Below are 16496 nucleotides of genomic sequence, written 5' to 3'. Positions count from 1 at the left end.
ACGTTCCAGGCCGCCGCCGGGGATTACTGGATCTGCGCCAGCGCCTGACAGAGGTCCCGGATCAGGTCCTCCGGGTCCTCCAGCCCGACGGAGAGCCGCACCACGCCGTCGCTCAACCCGATAGCGGCCCGTCCCTCCGGACCCATGGCCCGGTGCGTGGTGGTGGCCGGGTGCGTGATCAGAGACTTCGAGTCGCCAAGGTTGTTGGAGATGTCGATGATCCGCAGGCCGTCCAGCAGCGCGAAAGCGGCGTCCTTGGCGGACCGGCCGGCCGGGGGCGCCAGCTCGAAGGTCAGCACGGTCCCGCCGGACTTCATTTGCTTGGCGGCCAGCTCGTGCTGCGGGTGGGAGGCCAGGAGCGGGTACTTCACCCAGGTCACGGCCTGCTGCGCCTCGAGCCACTCTGCCAGCCGCAACGCCGAGGCGGAGGCGTGGTTGACCCGCAGCGACATGGTTTCCAGGCCCTTGGTCAGCACCCAGGCGTTGAAGGCGGACAGCGCGGGTCCGGTGTGGCGCATCAGTTGCCGGACCGGGCCCTCGATGAACTCCTTGCTGCCCAGGATCGCGCCGCCCAGCACCCGGCCCTGGCCGTCAATGTGCTTTGTGCCGGAGTAGACCACCACGTCCGCGCCGAAGTCCGTGCAGCGCTGCAGCAGCGGGGTGGCGAAGACGTTGTCCACCACCACGGTGGCGCCGGCGGCGTGCGCCAGCCCGCTCACGGCGGCGATGTCCACGATCTCCTGCATCGGGTTCGACGGCGACTCGAAGAACACGGCGGTGGCCGGCGTCGAGAGCGCGTCACGCCACTGGTCGAGGTCCGGGCCGTCGACGAAGACGGTCTCCACGCCCCAGCGCGGCAGGATCTCGTTCAGGATCACGAAGCAGGACCCGAACAGTGACCGGGCGGCGACCACCCGGTCACCGGCCCCAAGCAGCGCGCCGAGAGCGGTGAACACCGCGGACATGCCCGACGCCGTCGCGAAGCACGCCTCGGTGCCTTCGAGCAGGCGGAGCCGCTCCTGGAAGGTGGCCACCGAGGGGTTGCCGTAGCGGGAGTAGACGAACCGCTCGTCCTCTCCGGTGAAGGCCCGCTCCGCGGCGGCGGCGGATTCGTAGACGAAGCCGGAGTTGAGGAAGATCGGCTCGGTTGTTTCCTGGAAGCCGGTCCGGTCCAAGCCGCCACGGACGGCCTGGGTGTCCGGGCTCCAGTCCGCGGCCTCGGGATTGAAACTCATGCGGTGCGGGTCCCGTCGGTCGGCAGGCCCACGTTCTTCCAGCCGTTGACGCGGCGGACGCCGGCCTCATCCGGCTGGCCCTCGAAGCCGTCCAGCACGTTGTAGACGGTGAATCCCGCTGCCGCCGCGGCCCCTGCCGCCGCGACGGAGCGGGCCCCGGACCGGCAGAGGAAGAGCAGCTCGGCGTCGGCCGGGACGCGCTGCCGGAGCTCGTCCAGGAAGCCCTCGTTCGGCACGCCGCCGGCCCGGGTCCACTCGATGAACACCGGCTCCGCGGCCGCCCCGCCGGTCAACGGGACGCCGATCTGGGCCCACTCGGCCCGGGTGCGGACGTCCACCAGCACCGCGCCGGACTGCAGCCGTTCCCAGGCCGCCTGCGGGGTCAGGTCCGCGGCGTAGCTCATGCCCTCGCCTGCCCTTCGGATTCCAGACGGTCGGATTCCAGGCCGTCGAACTCCAGACCGTCGACGGCGCGGGCCACCGCGGCGTCCGCCTCCGCGGCGTCCGCCTCCGCGACGGCGGCCGGCAGCACCAGTGCCTGCGCCACGATCACCGATGTGCCGTTGAACGTTGCGGCCGGGCTGCCGTGCAGCACATACCCCTCGGCAAGGGCGGCCGAGATCCGCTCGCAGAAGCTGCGGTCGTCGGGGCCGGTCAGCAGCCGGTAGGCCAGCCGCTCCGCGGGCGCTGCGGCCTGCGCGGGAGGGTTGGCCGGGGTGCCGGCTCCGGGGGTGGGGACTGGGGGCGGGGTCGCGTCGGACACGACAAACTCCTTACGTTCACGCTTGCAGCTCGAATGGTCGATTGCCGAGTAGTCACCTGAGGCACCCCGCCGCAAAAGGAGGGTTGCCGACCGGCCAGTCAGGGCTTTGCACCGGTTCTCATTACTCTGCAAAAAACCTAACACCCCGGGGCCCGCGCCCGCGCGTCGGCCCCGTCATGTTCGGTCACGGGAGGCCGTCCGCCGTAGGCCGACCGAGTATCGCGCCCGTCGTGATCGAGTACAAAAAGCCGGTTCCGTCCGCGGTGGCCGAATGCTTTTCGGGTATTGCCTACTCGGGTTTTCCGATAGGGGCGTCACGTTTACTGAAGTGGCAGTCCAAGGTCTCAGCTGGGTCTCCACATACCGCATACGCCTTTTCAGCACCCGCTGCGCGGCCGCTTCCGGCCGTTTGCGCAGTGCCGCTGGCGCATGGGTTTTGACGTCTCCGCCGGGATACCGCGGACCGGTTCTTTGACAAGCAATCCTTCCCTCCAGAACCCGGCAGCCTCTGCCGGGCGGGTTGCAGATCCATCATTTTGTCCGGCGCAGCACTGGGGGCGGCCGGCACCTCGAAGAAGAACTGGAAAGATTCATGGTCTCGATTTACGTCTTGATAATCGTCTTGCTGATTGCGCTGCTGGTCGCAGCGGCGGTGGGGAAATCCTGGTTCCACCGCCGCCTGCGCCGTCCCGAACTTCTGCGCCGGATTTCCCTCGCCACCGGCGCGGTGCTGCTGCTGGCCAACGTCGCCGCCTTTGCCCTGGACGCCTCCGAGTTCTGGCAGACCGCTGACCTGACCGCCACCCTGGGCGGACTCACCGCCCTCGCCATCGCGCTGACCGCCCTGCGCACCGGTGGAAGCCCGGCCCGGCAGCCCCGCCGGGTGCTGGCCATCGGCGCCCACCCGGATGACCTGGAGCTGGCCTGCGGCGGAACGCTCGCCAAGTTCGTCGACTCCGGCCACGAGGTGCAGGGGCTGGTGATGAGCGACGGCAAGCGCGGCGGCAACGCCTTGGAGCGGTCGCTGGACGCCCAGCGCGGCGCCACGTTCATGGGCCTGACCGGCATGATCCATCACAACTTCACGGACACCGAGCTGCACCGCCACAGCCAGGAAATGGTGGGCGCCATCGAGCACGCGATCGTGCGCTTCAACCCGGACATCATCCTCACCCACTCCAACCACGACCAGCACCAGGACCACCAGGCGGTGCACCAGGCCACCCTGCGGGCCGCGCGGCAGCACCACTCGATCCTTTGCTACGAGAGCCCCTCCGCCACCCGGGAATTCAACCCCAGCGTCTTCGTGGACATTGACGACTACGTCGACGCCAAGGTCCAGGCGGTGAAGATGCACAGCGACCAGCTGGCCAAGCCGTACATGACGCCCGAACGGGTCCGCGGCATCGCCTCCTTCCGCGGCGGCCAGGCCCGCCGCCGGGTGGCCGAGGCCTATGAACCGGTCCGCCTGCTGAGCACCGAAATGGAGAAGCTGTGAAGCCCCGCGTGCTGGTCACCGGCGTCGGCGGCCCCGCCGGCCGTGCCCTCGCCACGCAACTGACCGAACGAGGCATCCCGGTCCTCGGCACGGACATCCGCGACCTGCCCGAAGTCTCCGGGGTGCCGGTGGTCCGGGTACCCGCGGCCACGGATCCCGAGCTGGTGTCCGCGCTGCGCCGGCTGGTCGGCGCCGAGGGCATCAATCTCGTGATCCCCACGGTCAGTGAGGAACTGCCCCGCCTGGCCGCCTTCCGGGCCGGCTTTGGCCCGGACGTCCGCGTCATCATCGGGCCGCCCGGCGCCGTCGCGCTCGCCGATGACAAGCTCTACACCGCGTGGCAGCTGCATTCCGCCGGCGTTCCGGTTCCCGCCTTCGGGGTCCCCCGGGACTTCCGCTGCGTGGAGGAAGCCATTGAGCTCCTGGGCGGACCCGTCGTCATCAAACCCAGGGTGTCCCGCGGGGGCCGCGGCGTGACGGTGGTCCGGAGCGGCTCCGACGTCGACTGGGCCGGACTTCCCGGCGGCCTGATCGTCCAGGAATTCATCCCAGGCACCGAGTACGGGCCAATGGTCTTCGGAACCCCGGCGCACAACACCACCCCGCCGTTCGCCGTCGTCGTGGAGAAAACCGCGCTCGCGCAGGGCGAGGTCGGCAACGCCCTTAGCACCCGCCGGGTGGAGGCGGGGGAGGCGAACGACATCGGCAACCTGGCGATGAACGCCGTCCGTGCCCTGTCCCTCACCGGGCCGGTGGACCTCGACGTCCGGCGCCGGGCCGACGGCACCCCGGTGGTGCTCGAAATCAATGCCCGGTTCGGGGCGAACAGCCAGCGCGCGCCGGAACTGCTCGACGCGGTCCTCGCCTCGTTCTCCCTCCCGGCCTTCAACCCGGCGTCGTTCCGGCAGACGAGGGGAGCGTTCGCCCATGCCCTGGTATGAGAATCTCCTCGCCGGCCTGATGCCCGGCGCCCAGCTGCTGCTGGTGGTGCTCGGCATTCCGGTGTTGGTCTTCGGCCTGCTGAAGCTGCTGGTCCTGCCCCTGGCCCTCTGGTTCCAGGTGCAGGTGACCCGCCGCCGCCGCACCGGCCAGGGGACCCTGCTGAACGAGTGGCCCACCGTCTCGATCATCGTCCCGGCCTATAACGAGGCCACCGTGATCGAGAACTGCGTCCGGTCCATCCAGCTCACCACCTATGACCGGTACGAGGTGGTCCTGGTGGACGACGGGTCCACGGACAACACCCTGGAACTGATGCACGAGCTCGCCGCCGGGGATCCAAGGATCACGGTCCTGACCCAGGAGAACGCCGGCAAGGGCGCCGCGCTGAACCGCGGCCTGAACTACTCGACCGGCGAGGTCCTGATGTTCGTCGACGCCGACGGCATCTTCTCCCGCAGCACGGTCAAGCGGATGCTCCAGGGCTTCACGGACCGCCGGGTGGGCGCCGTCTGCGGCGACGACCGGCCGGTCAACCTCAACCGCGTCCAGACCCGGATGCTCGCGTTCATCAGCCACGTGGGCACCGGCCTGGTCCGGCGGGCACTGACGGTGATCGGCTGCCTGCCGATCGTCTCCGGCAACATCGGCGCGTTCCCGCGCTCGGTCCTGGCCGACGTCGGACCGTTCCGTGAGGACACCGTGGGGGAGGACCTGGAGCTGACCTGGCGGGTGCACCGCGCCGGGTACAACGTGGTGTTCGCGCCGAAGGCCCTGGTCTACGCCGAATCGCCGTCCACGGTCCACGCCCTCTGGCGGCAGCGGGTCCGGTGGGCCCGCGGGCTGCTGCAGACCATGCGGGTGCACAAGGACATGATCGGAAACCTGCGGCGCGGCCGGTTCGGCGCATACCTGCTGTTTAACACCGTGACCATGGTGGCACTCCCGGTCCTGCAGCTGGCCCTGCTGGTGGACCTGCTGCTCCTGGTGGCCGGCGGCCGGAGCCCGCTGGGCGCCGACGCGTGGGCGGTCCTGGGCTGGCTGGGGCTGGTGGTCACGGCGGTCCTGACCCTGTTCGGGCTCTCCCTCAACCGGGCCTGGCCGGACCTGCGGCACGCCTGGACCCTGCCGCTGGTCCCCTTCTACTCCGTGTTCACCGGCCTGACCATGGCGGCCGCGCTGCTGCAGGAGACCCGCGGCAAGCAGGCGCACTGGAACAAGCTGAAGCGCACCGGAGTGGTCAGCGTCCCGACGGCGGCGGCTGTCACCGAGGTCAGGGTGTGAGGCTGCTGGCCGCAACGCTGGCCATGGCACTGCTGGCCCTGTCGGGCTGCTCGACGCCGGTGCCTCCCCGGGCGGAGGCGCCGGCGCCGGAGCGCACTGTGGGCGTCGGCTACGAAACCGTGGTCGAGGACCCCGGCGGCCTCCCGGCCCTGGCCAAGCGACTCGACGAGGTCAACGCCAACAGCGTCACCATCAGCGTGGGCCGGCTGGACTGGACGGCGTTCCGGTGGGACAAGCACCCCGAGATTGAAGCCGCCGGCGGCCGCGACCACGTGGCAGAGGCCATCAAGGCCCTCGGCACCGCGGACAACGGCAGCAAACGCCGGGTCACGCTCACCATCGACCTGCTGATCCCGGGCTGGATCGCTAAGAACCAGGGCCTGGCCGGAATCAACCTTGACGGCACCCGGTCCAAGGACTTCGCCAGCGTCACCGCCCTGACCACCGGACCCGTGGGCCAGCGGCTGGTGGACTTCGTGGACGAAGTGACCCGCCGCTACCACCCCGACGCCGTGGCGCTGACCGAGCTGATGTTCGACGACAACACCTACGGCGGGGACGACCGCGACTCCTACCTGCGCGCCACCGGCGCGAAGGACTGGCCGCGGACGGCCGACGGCGGGATCGACACCGGGGACGCCAGCATCGGCGCCTGGCGGTCCCAGGCCCTCGCCTCCGTGGTGGCCAAGGCCGCCGCCGCCGCGCACGCCAACGGCGCCAGCCTGGACATGGACGTCCGGACGCCGTGGCAGGACCCGGCCGGGGACCGGCCGGAAAGCGGGCACGACTACGCCCTGCTGGCCAAGGCGGCGGACCGGCTGGTGCTCTGGAACTACTTCGCGCTCAACGGCAAGGGCCCGGACTACTCGCGGCAACTGGCCGCGGCCATGGCGGCGAGGCCCGGACGATTCGTCATCTCCACCGGGATGTGGGCCCGCTCCGGGACCGTGTCCGCCGCGGACCTGGAGACCGCGCTCGCCGACTCGGTGGCCGGTGGCGCGGACGCCGTCGCGGTCACCCCCTCGAGCATGCTTGACGACGCCGCGTGGGGGGCCCTGCGCAAGGCGTGGGCATGACACCGGCCGCGGGCTGTCCCGGCGGCCGGCAATGTCGTAGGCTCGCGCACAACACGCACCTCTCCACGCTCATCCACAACGTTGGCATCCGCACCGCAACCATCCGCACCGCACTTATTGGCACCGCACGTATCCGCACAATCCTTTGGGGGACAACATGACCACGCACCGCCTCGTACCTTCCGCACTGATCATCGCCGCGGGCCTGGCCCTGGCCGGGTGCTCCGGCGGCGGTTCCTCCGCCGCCCAATCCACCGCCGCCCAATCCACCGGCGCTCAGTCCACCGGCTCCGCGGAATCCTCGGCGGCCGGATCCCAGGCAACGTCAGCAGCCTCGTCGTCGGCGCCCAGCCCCAGCGCCACCGCCAGCCCCAAGGCCTACACCACCGCCGAACTCGGCACCATCCTGGCCGGCCTGAAGGACGGGGAGGGCCACCCCCTGACGGCGCTGCCGGCGGACCAGCTGGAGACGGGTATCGCGGCGGCCAAGCAGATGATCTCCGCGGCCGTCATCACACCGCAGGAATGCGCCGCCCTGGTGGACACCAGCGGCCAGATCCCGGCCGGCAGCACTTACACCGGCGGCGTGGCGAAGTCCTCCTCCGGACAGGCGATGACCACCGTGACCCTGGTGTCCGTCTCGGACCCGTCCGTGCTGTCCAAGGGAGCCGCCGCCGCAAAGGACAACGCCGGCAAGTGCGCCAACTACACCATCGAACTGCAGGGCAAGAAGATCACCGGCAAGACCGAGGTCCTTCCCGTCGAGACCGGCGGGGACGCCTCCTTCGGGTCCCTGACCACGCAGGGACTGCCGGACGGGCAGGCCACCCAGACCGCCGTCGTCACCGGGATCAAGGGTTCCCTGTCCGTCTCCGCCGTGGCCATCGGCCAGGGCGTGGGTCCGGAGTCGGCCACCACGCTGGCGAAGATCGTCAGCGACGCCCTGGCCCAGGGCTAAGCGGGAAGGCCTTCGCCTCGCAGCTACTGGACCGTGGCGAACAGTTCATTCAGTTCGGCGGTCAGCTGGCGACGGACGTCGGCGGTGCCGATTTCCTTGCCGTCGATGTGGTTGACCGGCGCGAGCAGCCGGATGCTGGAGATCAGCCACACGGCGTCGGCGTCGTAGAGGTCCTCCGGCACCAGCGGGCCGTAGCCCAGCTCCCAGCCGGCGGCCTTTGCGGCGGCGAACAGTGCGCCCTGTGAGGTGCCGGGGAGGATGCCGCTGTCCAGCTGCGGGGTGATCAGGCGGCGCACCGTTCGGGTCCCGCCGTCGCCGTCGTCGGCGGTTTCCAGGTGCGCCAGCAGCACGGTCGACGTCGGGCCCTCCAGCACCCGGCCGTCGGAGGACGTGAAGATGACGTCGTCGGCGCCCTGGTGGTGGGCGTAGCGCAGCGCGGCCATGTTCACCGCGTAGGAGAGGGTCTTCGCGCCGAGCAGCAGCCACGGCGCGCGTTCTGCCACCTCGCTGTCATAGCCGCGGTCCAGCAGGATCACGTCGATGCCGCTCTCGCGCTGCTTGCGGCCGGCCGCGGGCGGGGTGGAGGCCTGCACCCAGCAGGTCGGGACGGGGGAGCCCTCGACGCCGCGGGTCGCGATCAGCTTCACCACCACCTCGTCGTCGCCGTCCTCGGGGGCGCCCGCACGGAACTCCCGGAGCGCCGTCGCGATGGCCTTCCGCCAGGCGTCCTCCGTCGGAATGTCCAGCTCCAGCGTCCGCGCCGAACCGGCCAGCCGGCCCAGGTGCCGCGGCAGTTTGCGGGGCTGGCCGCCCACGGCCAGGAGGGATTCGAAGATGCCGTCGCCGCGGGTGGCACCCTGGTCCGTGGCCATCAGCTGGGGCTTGGAGGAGTCGGCGACGCGGCCGTCCTCGAACGCGGGATCGAGGAAGACCAGCACCGTGGCGTTGGCGGGAGCGGAGGCGGACGTAGTCATGGCTTCAGCTTAGTGCGGCGCGCCGGGATAGGATTTGGAATTGCCCGTTCCGGAACTGTTCCGCGGGTCTGGAACTAGAGGGGTTCGCCTGTGCTCTGGCCTTTACCGTTCGTGGGGTCACTCCCGTCCTGGGCGATCCTGATCCTCACGCTGATCGACCTCGCCATCCGCGTGCTGGCGCTGGGCATCATCCCCGGCAACCGCCGCCCCACCACTGCCATGGCGTGGCTGCTCGGCATTTTCTTCGTCCCCTCGGTCGGGCTGGTGCTGTTCCTGCTGTTCGGCAACTTCCGGCTCTCCCGCCGCCGCCGTGCCCAACAGGAGGCCGTGAACACCCGGATCCGCGCCGGCACCTCGGAACTGGCCGCCGTCGAAAGCCGCTACGACGGCCCCGAATGGGTGGCCTCCGCCGCGGAGCTGAACAAGACGCTGGGCTCGCTCCCCATGGTCGACAACAACAGCGTGGAACTGCTGCCCGGCTACCCGGATTCGATCAAGGCGATGGCCGCCGCGGCCCGCGAGGCCAAGAGCTTCATCAACGCCGAGTTCTACATCCTCAGCTCGGACCACGTCACCGATGACCTGCTGACGGCGCTGGAGGAGGCCGCCGAGCGCGGCGTCGAGGTCCGGCTGCTGTTCGACCACCTCGGGACCTTGCGGATCAAGGGCTACAGCAAGCTGATCGCCCGGCTCAAGGCCAGCAAGATCCGCTGGCGGCCGATGCTGCCCCTGCAGCCGGTCCACGGCCAGTGGCGCCGCCCTGACCTGCGCAACCACCGGAAGATCATGGTGATCGACGGCGAGGTCGCCTTCACCGGCTCACAAAACCTGATCGAGCCGTCCTATAACAACCCGAAGCACCGCAAGGTGGGCCGCGAATGGGTCGAGCTGATGGCCTGCATGCGCGGCCAGATCGTCACCACCCTGAACGTCGTTTTCGCCACAGACTGGCTCAGCGAGACGGACGAGTCGCTTGAGCACCAACTGGGCCACCGGCCCGAGTCGGTGCCGGGCCACGTCACCGCGCAGGTGGTTCCCAGCGGTCCCGGGTTCATCACGGAGAACAACCTCCGCCTCTTCAACACGCTGATTTACTCCGCGCAGCACAAGCTTTCCATCTGCAGCCCCTACTTCGTTCCGGACGATTCGCTGCTGTATGCGGTGACGACGGCGGCGCAGCGCGGCGTCGACGTCGAGCTCTTCGTCTCCGAGAAGGGTGACCAGTTCCTGGTCCACCACGCCCAGCAGTCCTATTACCAGGCGCTGCTCGAGGCCGGGGTGCGGATCTACCTCTACAAGGCCCCGTTCGTGCTCCACGCCAAACACTTCACCGTGGACAACGAGGTGGCCGTGCTGGGGTCCAGCAACATGGACATGCGCTCCTTCTCTCTGAACCTCGAAGTCTCCGTGATGATGCTCGGCGAGGACATCGTCAGCCGGATCCGCGAGGTCGAGGAGACCTACCGCGGCATCTCCCGCGAACTCACGCTGGAGGAGTGGATGAAGCGCCCGCGCCGGATCAAGTACATCGACAACGTCGCCCGCCTGACCGCAACCCTGCAGTAGAGGGCTTTCAGCGGGGCTTCAGGAGGGCACCAGGCGGGGCTTCAGCCGGGCGGGAACACCGAACCGAGGGCCGAGAGCACGCCGAAGGCCTTGGTGCGGATCTCCTCGTATTCCTCGGCGGGGTCCGAGTCGGCGGTGATCGCGCCGCCGACGCCGAGGCTCAGGGTGGTGCCCGCCGCGCCGTCGTCGTGTATCACCAGGGTGCGGATGGCGACGGCGAGGTCGGTGCCGCCGTCGAGCGAGAAGTAGCCGACGGCGCCGGAGTAGACGCCGCGCGGGGCCGACTCAAGGTGGTCCAGGATGGCCATGGTGCTGACCTTGGGTGCGCCCGTCATGGAGCCTGCCGGGAAGCACGCCGCGACCGCCTCGGCCCGGGACGCGCCGGGCCGGAGCCGGGCATCGATGGTGCTCACCATCTGGTGCACGGTAGCGTAGCTCTCCACCGCGCAGAGCCGGCTGACGGAGACGGATCCGGGGACGGCGAAGTGGCTGAGGTCGTTGCGCAGCAGGTCCACGATCATGATGTTCTCGGCCCGGTCCTTGGGCGCGGCGGCCAGCTCATCCCGCAGCGCCCGGTCCGCTGCCAGGTCCGCCGACCGGCGGCGTGTGCCCTTGATCGGTTCCGCCCGCATGGCGCCGCCGGCGGTGATCCGCAGGAACCGCTCCGGGGAGGTGCTGGCGACCGTGACGCTGCCCAGGCGCAGGAAGCTGGCGAACGGGGCGGGATTCCGGCGCCGCAGCGCCAAGTAGGTCTCCCACGGGTCGACGCCGCCGGCCGGAACCTCGGCGGTGAGGGCGGTGGTGAGGCACACCTCGTAGCTGTTGCCCTCGGCGATCTGATGCCCCGCCTCGGCGATCTTGGCCCGGTAGCCGGCCGCGGTATCCCGGGCGGTGAACACCGGCGGTGCGGCGTCACCCCCACTGCCCGCGCGTTTTAGCACGGTCGTGCTGTTAGTAATTGATGCCGTGCCCACCGCAGCGCGGGCCATATCCAGCCACCTGGCGGCGTCGGGGTCCGCCAGGGCCAGCAGCCAGACGGCACCCTCCGCATGGTCGAGAATCACGGCCCGGCCGGCGAAAATGAGCGCGGCGTCCGGGGTGTCCGCGCGCACGTCACTGCCCCCGGTTTCACGTTTGAGTTCGTAGCCGAGGTAGCCCAGCCAGCCCAGGGCGAAACCGCACCCGTATCCGTCGGGGGAGCGGAGCGGCCGGGCCTCCCACGCGGCGTCGAGCCAGCGGAAGAAGCCGCCCTCGATGGTGGCCGCGGCGCCGCCCGCACGGATGCTGGTGCGGCCGGAGCGGTGCAGGACCGACTGGCCGTGGCTGCCGCCGTCGTCGGCCAGGATGCTGAAGCGGCCCCGGCCCGCCGGGTCGCTGGTGAGGGAGGAATCGAGCCAGACGGCGCGCCCCGAGCCGCCGTAGAGAGCGTCGAAGAGACGTGCGGGGTCCGGCGCGGCGTCGATCCGCTCGGCGTGGAGGGGCAGCGAGTGTCGGGCCTGCCGTTCCGGGTGTAGCAGCGTGGCCAGGGCGGGAAGGTGCAGGAGCGCCTGCAGCACCTGGCCGGGGGCGGCGCCGTCGGCGTGGTTGAGGACCCTGACATCGGCCCGGGCCGGGACATCGTCACCGGCCAGCCAGGCCTCTTCCTGCTCTGCCCACTGCTCCCAGTAGGGGGGGTAGGTGTCGCCGTCGCGCTCCAGGGCGCGGTCCTTGCGGACGCCGTCGGGGGCGTCGGTCCAGATCACGGCGTCGAGGTATGGCGCGGCCTCAGCGGCTGCCGCACCGACACCCTCGACCAGGACGACGTCGGCCGGGCGGGTGGTGCGTGCCTCGCCGTCGTAGTGCCGCTCCCAGTCCCAGCTGGTCCAGTGCGCGGTGGCGCCGCGCCGGAGCGGGGCCAAGACGGTGGCGGCGTAGCGGTCGATCCCGGCGGCCAAACCGTTCCAGCCCGGGTAGATGTCCTCGAGGTGAAAGAGCGAGACCGTGCGGTGCTCCCGCAGCCGGGCCGCGAGTTCAATGGCGAGGGTGGTTTTGCCTGCCCCGGAGCGTCCGTCGATGGCGATGATGACGGGTGCGGGGCTCATGAAATAGAGCGTACCCGCTGCTCCGCGTCGGCCTCTTCCGGGTCCGGGAGGGGCCGGAGGTCGGCGGCGGAGTGGGTCAGCGCGGCCCGGACGTGGTCGAGGAGGCCGGGCAGGGATGCGTGGATCAGGTCCCAGGTGATGTCGAAGTCGGTGTGGCCGCCGTACCAGGGGTCTTCGATGCCCTGGTCCAGAGGGTCCCGGCCGGCGACGGCGGGATCGAAGCTGCGGAGCATGCGGATTTTGGCCAGGGAAGCGGCGTCGGGGGCCGCCTGCCGCAGCCAGCCGTAGTGGTCAACGTCCATGGCAAGGATGAGATCCCGGGACTGGAACCAGTCGTTGCGCCATTCGCGCGCAATGTGGCCCGCCGAGGGAATCTGGTGGGCGGCGAGCTTGCGGGCGGCCCGCGGATCGATGGGGCGTCCCACCTCGTAGGCGGTAATGCCGGCAGAGTCGACGTCGACGCCGGTCAGCTGCGCCGCGGCCAGGGCCTCGGCCAGCATCAGCTCGGCCATGGGCGACCGGCAAATGTTGCCGGTGCACACCGTGATAATCCGGTACTGGCTCCGCGTTGAGGTCATGACTAAGCATGAGGGATGCGCGGGCCCGTTGACCAGCAAAGGACGCTGTGTGACCGGTCACGCAGACAGAAGTGACGCCGGCCCGCCGGCCGTGTCAGCGGCTGCTGGGAATGGTGATGGATTCGCCGGGCTCGACCGAAAGCACCCCATCCATGCCGCGGATGGAGGCGTTGGCCGCCCGGATGGCGTAGTCGGGGACACCGAACCGGCTGGTGAGCCCCAAGAAGGAGTCCTCCGGTCGGACGGTGTAGGTTCCGGAGCCGTCGGCCTGCTCGTCAAAAGTCCCGTTGGCGCCCCGCTGCGGCAGGTTCCTGCCCCGGAGGTCCATGACAGTGCCGCTGGCGAGGGTTGCGTCGGGGTTGAAGGCCCTGAGATATGACGTCTTCATCCCGAAGGCCAGTGCGATGCCGTCCCACGTGTCTCCCTCCACGCTCGTGTAGCTGATGGGCAGATGGAAGCTGTTGGTTTGGGTGGTGCCGCGCAGGGCGGAGGCCGTCGTCGACTGTTGTGGCGTCGCCGACGCCGTTGTCGGCGCTGTTGCCGTTGGCCTGTCCGGCGCGGGCGCATAGTCGCAGCCGGTGAGCGCGAACAGGGTTGCGCACGCCGCAGTGATCACACCGAGGGACGCCCGGGCGGCGCCGGAGGTGAGCGTCATTTGCTGCCGGCCGAAGACGGGATCGGGTATTTGAACCCGCGGTGGGATCCCACAAAGCCCAGGCGCTCGTAGAACCGGTGGGCATCCTTGCGGGCCTCGTCCGAGGTGAGCTGGACCAGGGACGCGCCGAGTTCCGGGGCAGCGGTGTCGGTGACCCAGCGCATCATGGCCGTGCCGATGCCTCCCGAACGGGTGTCGCTCCGGACGCGGACGGCTTCCACCAGCAGCCGGGTGGAACCGCGCCGGGCCATGCCGGGGATCCGGGTGAGCTGCATCGTGCCCATCAGCTCACCGCCGTCGTCCGTCACGACGAGCAGCTCGTTGCCGGCGTCGGCGGTGATCTCCAGCAGCGCGGAACGGTAGGCCTCGGTATCCGAGGCGTCGGCCTGGTCGCCCCTGGCTGCACTGATCGGGTCGTCGGCGAGGAGCCGCATCAGGGCGGCGAGGTCATTCTCGGTGGCCCTGCGCAGCGTCAGCTCCCGGGCGGAGGTGTGCAGGGTCGCGGGCAGGGTGAGGGACGGGATCACACTGGCAGTCTGCCACGTCGCGGCCCGGCCGGCCCGGTTTCCCTTGGCCGGTGTGGGGCAATTCTTTGCACCCGGTGCGCGCTGCGCAGCCCGGGCAGCCGCCAACAGCCCGGAGCCGCGGTGACTACGGCAGGTCCGGGCCGGACGTGTCTTCCCGTGCGCCGGAGCCGTGGCCGGGATGGGGGTGCGTTCCAAGCGCAACGTCGATAAGAATCTCCGCGGCGGCCCGGGCCTGGCGGGCAGGCTCAGGACTGGCGGAAATGGCTGCCGTCGTCACGGCTCCCTCCGCAAGGATAGCCAGCTGCGGGGCAAGAGTGGCGGGTGCACCGATCTCGGCCGCGACCCGGGCCAGGTAATCCTGGAACTCCGCCTTTTGTGCCCGGACAATGGCGCCGATTCGTCCCGAGGTTCCACTCAACTCGCCAAATGAATTGATGAAGGCGCATCCCCGGAACCCCTCCGTGGTGAACCAGGCGGCCAGGAAATCGAACACGGCCAGCAGGCGGTCACGGGGTACCTGCGCGGATTTCACCTGCGCGACGATGTTTGTCTCCCAGTCCTCCCGCCAGGCAAGCAGGACCTGTTCAATGAGGTCTTCCTTCGAGGGAAAGAGCCGGTAGAGGCGCTTAAGCGAGACGCCGGCAACTGCCCTGACCTCATCCATGCCCACCGTGGTGAAACCGCGCGCGTAAAACAAGGGCCCGACGGCGGTCACGATTCCTGCCCGAACGGCATCCTCTGCCGCCGCCGCTGCGGCGTCGACGGACGACGTGGGCCCTGCGGCAGCTTCTGGCACGGACATGCCTTGGTCCCTTTCGGCTTGCGTGGAAAACGATCGTTCTCTAATGTAAGCGACAGTGGAGAACGAGCGTTCTCCACTGCTTCTTCACCCGGCTGGTAGGGCCACGGTTTTACCGAGCGGCCACCATCCTCTTGGTTTCACCATACGCTCCTCAACTGCTTCACCGGTGGCCCGCTGGGGGCTGACGCGGACTGACCGAAAAGACATTATGGAGACACTGGACCGCCCGCCATCCGGACAGGATGAAGCCGCAATCTTCCTGGCCGGCTTGTTGGGTGAAGCCGCAGAGGGTAACCACGAGGCCTTTTCCGAGTTTTACCGCCTCACTTCGCCGCGGGTGTTCAGCGTGGTGCGGCGTGTTGTACGGGATCCTGAGCTCAGTGAGGAAGTCATGCAGGAGGTGTTCCTCCTGGTCTGGCAGAATGCGGACAAGTACGACTCTGCACTTGGCAGTCCATATGCATGGCTGGTCACCATAGCGCACCGCAAGGCGGTAGATAAGGTTCGATCGTGGCAGAGCAGCGCCGACCGCGACGCGCGATGGATGACGGCCGAATGGAAGCAGCCATTTGACGAAGTCGGCGAGGTGGTCACGGACAGATTGGAAGTTCGTCAGGTCTCCGAAGCCCTCACGGTTCTTTCACCGCTGCAACGCGAGTCCATTGTCTTGGCCTATTTCGGCAGCCTCACATACCGCGAGGTGGCCGAGAAGCTCGCAGTGCCGCTGCCCACGATCAAATCACGGATCCGCGACGGCTTGAGCCGCCTGCGGACCCAACTCGACGTCGTCTGATCACGCCGAGCTTCGCCGCGGAGCCTCCTGAGCCGTCGGTACGCGCGGGTACGTGCCAGAAGCCACCTGAACCGCCCCCGGAAATACCAGGCCAGGGCGATCCCAAGGACGGCCAACGGGAGTAACTCGGGAGCCAGCGCGAAGGCTCCGAAGAGGATGTCGAAGGCTTCGAATCCGATGGCCGAGCCGGCGGCCAGCCACACCCAGCCGCCGAATGACGTGGCCCGGAGTGCCATGCGGCGGTAAAGCCGGCGGCTCAGGCGATACAGCAAGGCGAGGCGGCGGACGGGGCGGGAACTGAGCGGGCGGTGCGTCGAAGATCTTGGGGGTACGGGGATGTGCGGGGACACGACAATGGACTCCTGGTGGCGGTGGCGAATGACTCGGTGACGAGGTCGCCCAGTGAGCCGCCAGGGAGCAGTCGGCCGAACTGGCTCTGCCGGCGAGGGGTCAGGCCGTGGACTGCTGCTGCTGATGGCTCAGGGTCGATTGCCGTGACCGCCAGGAGCACGGGGGCCCGGACCGCCGGCAGGTGGCGGCCAGGCGGATGAGGCTGGTGGCCGCCTGGGCGGCTTATAGGTAACACCGACGACGGCGCCGCCAATGTAGACAACGAGGCGGTTGAGAAGTGCCTGGAAGGTGTGAGCCATGACGGTGGCCGTCGCAACGACCAGCGCCAAGAGCGCTACGGCCGCGATGGGAGGCAGTCCGGAACCAAGGGTTGCGCGGACCGCGACATCCAGCTGGACAAAACGTTCCAGCAACTC

16 protein-coding genes and 1 riboswitch are annotated in these 16496 nt (G+C 69.4%); of the genes, 7 read left to right on the top strand and 9 right to left on the bottom strand.

Translation table 11 applies throughout. From position 1 onward, the window contains the following. Positions 1-23 precede the first annotated feature (23 nt). Genes ACFVY3_RS14695 through ACFVY3_RS14685 form a run of 3 tightly spaced genes read right to left on the bottom strand, consistent with a single transcriptional unit; the run spans position 24 to position 1908 of the window. Positions 24-1235, bottom strand: a complete 1212-nt coding sequence (locus ACFVY3_RS14695) for an O-succinylhomoserine sulfhydrylase (protein ID WP_290256412.1) — start codon at positions 1233-1235, stop codon at positions 24-26. After that, positions 1232-1639 (bottom strand): rhodanese-like domain-containing protein, encoded by a 408-nt coding sequence (locus ACFVY3_RS14690; protein WP_400160279.1) that lies wholly within the window; start codon positions 1637-1639, stop codon positions 1232-1234. Before ACFVY3_RS14690 ends, ACFVY3_RS14695 begins: the two co-directional genes overlap by 4 nt. Then, the gene (locus ACFVY3_RS14685) at positions 1636-1908 is read right to left on the bottom strand and encodes a DUF1737 domain-containing protein (protein ID WP_400160309.1); all 273 of its coding nucleotides are present in this window, start codon (positions 1906-1908) and stop codon (positions 1636-1638) included. The genes ACFVY3_RS14690 and ACFVY3_RS14685 overlap by 4 nt, the downstream gene beginning before the upstream one ends. A 103-nt stretch (positions 1909-2011) precedes the next feature. Next, a riboswitch (SAM riboswitch) is annotated at positions 2012-2124 on the bottom strand. Positions 2125-2590: 466 nt separating this feature from the next. On the opposite strand from ACFVY3_RS14685, the gene ACFVY3_RS14680 reads away from it, so the two are divergent. The 5 genes from ACFVY3_RS14680 (at position 2591) to ACFVY3_RS14660 (ending at position 7753) form a co-directional block, all read left to right on the top strand. Then, positions 2591-3496 carry a PIG-L deacetylase family protein gene (locus ACFVY3_RS14680; protein WP_290256410.1) on the top strand — a complete coding sequence of 302 codons (906 nt, stop codon included), beginning with the start codon at positions 2591-2593 and terminating at the stop codon, positions 3494-3496. Then, a complete protein-coding gene (locus ACFVY3_RS14675; RefSeq protein WP_400160278.1) occupies positions 3493-4437 on the top strand; it encodes an ATP-grasp domain-containing protein in 945 nt (314 codons plus the stop codon). Before ACFVY3_RS14680 ends, ACFVY3_RS14675 begins: the two co-directional genes overlap by 4 nt. After that, the gene (locus tag ACFVY3_RS14670; protein ID WP_400160277.1) at positions 4424-5719 is read left to right on the top strand and encodes a glycosyltransferase; all 1296 of its coding nucleotides are present in this window, start codon (positions 4424-4426) and stop codon (positions 5717-5719) included. The genes ACFVY3_RS14675 and ACFVY3_RS14670 overlap by 14 nt, the downstream gene beginning before the upstream one ends. Further along, positions 5716-6795: a hypothetical protein gene (locus ACFVY3_RS14665; RefSeq protein ID WP_400160276.1), complete on the top strand. Its 1080-nt coding sequence runs from the start codon at positions 5716-5718 to the stop codon at positions 6793-6795. Before ACFVY3_RS14670 ends, ACFVY3_RS14665 begins: the two co-directional genes overlap by 4 nt. Before the next feature lie 157 nt (positions 6796-6952). Continuing rightward, the gene (locus ACFVY3_RS14660; protein ID WP_400160275.1) at positions 6953-7753 is read left to right on the top strand and encodes a hypothetical protein; all 801 of its coding nucleotides are present in this window, start codon (positions 6953-6955) and stop codon (positions 7751-7753) included. A 23-nt stretch (positions 7754-7776) separates the two neighbouring features. Here the strand turns inward: ACFVY3_RS14660 and ACFVY3_RS14655 are convergent, their stop codons facing one another. Further along, complete coding sequence (locus ACFVY3_RS14655; RefSeq protein WP_400160274.1) at positions 7777-8727, bottom strand: aminodeoxychorismate lyase; 951 nt, start codon at positions 8725-8727, stop codon at positions 7777-7779. Between the two features lie 90 nt (positions 8728-8817). Here ACFVY3_RS14655 and cls point away from each other — a divergent pair, with 90 nt between their 5' ends. Continuing rightward, positions 8818-10293 (top strand): cardiolipin synthase, encoded by a 1476-nt coding sequence (gene cls / locus ACFVY3_RS14650; protein ID WP_290256404.1) that lies wholly within the window; start codon positions 8818-8820, stop codon positions 10291-10293. A gap of 41 nt (positions 10294-10334) precedes the next feature. On the opposite strand, the gene pabB is transcribed toward cls, so the two are convergent. The 5 genes from pabB to ACFVY3_RS14625 all read right to left on the bottom strand — a co-directional run bounded on the left by pabB (position 10335) and on the right by ACFVY3_RS14625 (position 14849). Continuing rightward, complete coding sequence (gene pabB, locus ACFVY3_RS14645; RefSeq protein WP_400160273.1) at positions 10335-12374, bottom strand: aminodeoxychorismate synthase component I; 2040 nt, start codon at positions 12372-12374, stop codon at positions 10335-10337. Then, positions 12371-12952 (bottom strand): low molecular weight protein-tyrosine-phosphatase, encoded by a 582-nt coding sequence (locus ACFVY3_RS14640; RefSeq protein WP_400160272.1) that lies wholly within the window; start codon positions 12950-12952, stop codon positions 12371-12373. Before ACFVY3_RS14640 ends, pabB begins: the two co-directional genes overlap by 4 nt. 94 nt (positions 12953-13046) lie before the next feature. Then, positions 13047-13607, bottom strand: a complete 561-nt coding sequence (locus ACFVY3_RS14635; RefSeq protein WP_400160271.1) for a LysM peptidoglycan-binding domain-containing protein — start codon at positions 13605-13607, stop codon at positions 13047-13049. Next, positions 13604-14134: a GNAT family N-acetyltransferase gene (locus tag ACFVY3_RS14630; protein WP_400160270.1), complete on the bottom strand. Its 531-nt coding sequence runs from the start codon at positions 14132-14134 to the stop codon at positions 13604-13606. The genes ACFVY3_RS14635 and ACFVY3_RS14630 overlap by 4 nt, the downstream gene beginning before the upstream one ends. A gap of 124 nt (positions 14135-14258) precedes the next feature. Beyond that, positions 14259-14849, bottom strand: coding sequence for a TetR/AcrR family transcriptional regulator (locus ACFVY3_RS14625; RefSeq protein ID WP_400160269.1), 591 nt, complete (start codon positions 14847-14849; stop codon positions 14259-14261). Between the two features lie 295 nt (positions 14850-15144). Between ACFVY3_RS14625 and sigK the strand changes: the two genes are divergently transcribed. After that, positions 15145-15729 (top strand): ECF RNA polymerase sigma factor SigK, encoded by a 585-nt coding sequence (sigK, locus tag ACFVY3_RS14620; RefSeq protein ID WP_400160268.1) that lies wholly within the window; start codon positions 15145-15147, stop codon positions 15727-15729. The last annotated feature ends 767 nt before the right edge of the window (positions 15730-16496 follow it).

Origin of the sequence: Arthrobacter sp. BPSS-3 (assembly GCF_044628475.1) — a bacterium.
GTDB lineage: Bacteria > Actinomycetota > Actinomycetes > Actinomycetales > Micrococcaceae > Arthrobacter.
This window is presented reverse-complemented; position numbering and strand designations above follow the sequence as displayed.